At 60.1% G+C, this 3,699-nt stretch carries 1 protein-coding gene; it reads left to right on the top strand.

All coding sequences use genetic code 11. From position 1 onward, the window contains the following. The coding region (locus JHD77_RS30435) for a hemagglutinin repeat-containing protein (RefSeq protein WP_233410318.1) at positions 1-3,699 on the top strand (3,699 nt) is incomplete at both ends.

Raw genomic sequence — 3,699 nt, 5'->3', positions numbered from 1 at the left:
TGGATATCGCCCGCGACGATGCGGGGGGCTGGGCGAGTAGTGTAAATAATCGCTCGTCTACGATTGAGGCAGTGGGTAATGCCACTGTGCGTGCTGAAATTTTTGAGAATAAGGTCGATGCTTACAGCTCTTCTGAGACCTTGGAGTATGGAGATATAACGTTTGATCAATTAGACGGTGGGCGCACGAATGTCTTTTATGTTGATGAATTTTATAAATCAAATTTTGAGCTGGCCTCTCCTGTTTCTAGCTTTAGCGTTGGCGGAGCGCTAAAGGGGTGGTTCAAGGAGTTCAATAATTTTGGCTCGACGGTATCTGCTGGAGGTGATGTTGAGCTTTCTGCTGAAAACTTCAGCAATCTTTCGATAGCATCGGGTGATTACACTCGAAATCGAGTTTTCAAGGGACCTACAGACAGATGGTCAGAAGATAAACTAATAGAGTTGCTTAATGACGGCGGAGGGATTGAGACCTATCAACGCAGGAACTCCAAGCTGATACATGATTACTACTCTGTGAACTGCATGGAGGGTAGTTGTCAGACTGTACCCTACGAGAGGAAATATCAGGGAGGGGGCAAGGTAAATCCACTGTACGGGAAAGGGAATGCGGTAGATATACCTAAAGAGTTCAACAGCTATACGCTTATCAGTGATGCAAAAGTTTTCCGGGAGGGGGGGTATCTACCTTCTGTTATCGAGTCCGGCAGGACAGTTTCACTGGTCGCAAGCGGGAATCTTTATAATGGCGACATAAAGCAGTGGCAGGACTACACGGCTTCGAGAAAAGACTTGGGGTCTACGACGGTTGGTAAGTCTTCAAGCGTAGTTGATATCGTACTTCACTCTCAGTTACCTCCAGATCTAGCTCGGCAACAGATCAATCCTCTCACCTTGCCGGGCTTCAGCCTGCCTCAAGGCCAGAATGGGCTCTTCCGCCTGGCGTCCCAAGGAGCCCAGGTGAACCAGGCAAGTGGTGCTCTGAAATCCGCCAGCGATCTCACCCAGAGCGGCCATGGCGTATCTGTATCCGCACAGACAGGCAGTGGCGCAAGTGGCTGGAGTACCCAGGCGCGTCGTGTCGGCGATGATCGTGTCACCTCGCTTGCCGGTTCCGCCTATCAAGGCCGGGTAGCTGAGGCTATCGATGCGCTACGGGCTTCCGCGCCAATCTCGGGCGACGGGGGAAACACTGGCCGTTTCCAGGCCGGTGAGCACCAGGCGACCACGGGACTGGGTGGACTCGTCGAGGGCAATGCATCGGGTCACAGCGGCAATGGCGTCATCCTCGCCGATCTGCGCGGTGGTCTACCCTCGTTCTCAAGCCTTCCCGCGGCTGATCGTATTCAAAGCACAGTGCCCGGTCACGATGGGAATGGAACTATTCTCGCCAATTGGCAGGGTGCGCAGGCGACGGTCCAGGCCTCGCCTTCGACAGTGCGTGTAGAGGGGGTAGTCTCCAGTCCAGGTGGCAATGGCAGCATCCTTGCCGATCTGCCGGCTGAACAGTCGTCGGTGCAGGCACTGCCTTCGGCCGTTAGGGCTCAGGGCAGCCTGCCTCGCCTCGAAGAGCGGAGCGCCGTTCTTGCCGAGCCTCCGGTTGGGCAGCCGGCGTTGCAAACCCTGCCGTCGGTTGCGCGCGTTGAGGGCGTGCCCAGCAATGCCACACCGAGCAACAGCCACAAGTATCTGATCGAGACCAACCCGGCGCTCACCGAGCTGAAGCAGTTCCTCAACTCGGACTACCTGCTCGGTGGCCTGGGTATCAATCCGGACGATAGCAAGAAGCGCCTGGGCGACGGTCTATACGAGCAGCGCCTGGTACGCGAAGCGATCGTCCAGCGTACGGGGCAGCGCTTCATCGCCGGATTGAACAGCGACGAAGCGATGTTCCGCTATCTGATGGACAACGCCATCGCCAGCAAGGACGTATTGGGACTGACCCCTGGCGTCACCCTCAGCGCCGCCCAGGTGGCCGCGCTGACCCACGACATCGTTTGGCTGGAAGAAGTCGAGGTGAATGGCGAGAAGGTCCTCGCCCCCGTGGTCTACCTGGCCCAGGCCGAGGGGCGGTTGGGCCCGAACGGCGCGCTGATCCAGGGGCGCGACGTGAACCTGATCACCGGCGGGGACCTGAGGAACGCCGGTACCCTGCGCGCGCAGAACGACCTCAGCGCGACAGCCGGCAACATCGACAACAGCGGCCTGATCGAGGCCGGCAACCGCCTCGACCTGCTGGCCAGCGGCTCCATCCGCAATGACCAGGGCGGCATCATTGCCGGGCGCGAGGTAAGCCTCTCCGCCCTTACCGGAGACGTCATCAATGAACGGACGGTGACCCAGCACCAGTCCTCCTACAGGGGAACCGGTACCACTGAGGCATTTGCCGATAGCGCCGCGCGTATCGAGGCTGCGCAGAAGCTGACCGTTTCGGCAGGACGCGATGTAGCCAATATTGGCGGTGTCATCGACAGCAAGGGCGACCTCGCCTTGCAAGGCGGCAGGGATGTCCTGGTTTCGGCTGCGGTAGCGGAGCGGGGCTGGACGGCAGGAAGCCAGGCATACCAGACCCAGACGACCCAGATGGGCGCCGAGGTCGTGGCGGGGCGCGATATCAGCGTCAGCGCCGGACGCGATATCAGCGTCGCGGGCAGCCGCATCGACGCTCGTCGCGACGTGACATTCGAGGCGGGTCGCGATGTGGGCCTGGTCGCGGCTGCCAACGAAGAGCATGCCTATGGCAAGACCAAGAAGGTCACTTTCCAGGACGACAAGATCACCCAGCAGGCCACTCGCGTGGACGCTGGCGGCGACCTGGCGATCAATGCCGGACAGGACCTGCGGCTGGTCGCGAGCCAGGCCAGCGCCGGCGACGAAGCCTACCTGGTGGCCGGCGACAAGCTGGAGCTGCTGGCCGCCAACGACAGCAGTTACTACCTCTACGACAAGAAGAGCAAAGGCAGCTTCGGTAGCAAGAAGACCCGGCGCGACGAAATCACCGATGTGACGGCAGTGGGCAGCCAAATATCCAGTGGCGGCGACCTCACCCTGCTCAGTGGCGGCGACCAGACTTACCAGGGCGCGAAGCTGGAATCGGGCAACGACCTGGCCATCGTCAGCGGCGGCGCGGTGACCTTCGACGCGGTGAAGGACCTGCACCAGGAAAGCCACGAGAAGAGCAAGGGCGACCTGGCGTGGCAGTCGTCGAAGGGCAAGGGCCAGACCGACGAAACCGTACGCCAGAGCCAGCTCGTCGCCCAGGGCAACCTGGCGATCAAGGCCGTGGAAGGGCTGAAGATCGACCTCAAGCACATCGACCAGAAGACCGTGAGCCAGACCATCGACGCGATGGTGCAGGTGGATCCGCAACTGGCGTGGCTGAAGGAGGCCGAGCAGCGCGGGGATGTGGACTGGCGCATGGTGCAGGAGGTGCACGATAGCTGGAAGTACAGCAACTCGGGGTTAGGGGCTGCGCCGTCACTGGCCATTGCCATCGTTGCAGTTGCTTACCTCGGCCCGGTGTATGGCGCAATGGCCAGCAACCTCGCCATTGGCACCATCAACAATGGCGGTGACCTTGGCAAGGGGCTGCAACAGGCCACCAGTGCTGACAGTCTGAAAGGGTACGCCATCGCAGCGGCCACGGCTTATCTCGTCAGCCCGCAGTTGGACAAGGCTTTCGGCGTATCCAGTGACAACA

Origin of the sequence: Pseudomonas sp. P20 (assembly GCF_016463925.1) — a bacterium.
Taxonomy (GTDB): Bacteria; Pseudomonadota; Gammaproteobacteria; order Pseudomonadales; family Pseudomonadaceae; genus Pseudomonas; species Pseudomonas aeruginosa.
This window is presented reverse-complemented; position numbering and strand designations above follow the sequence as displayed.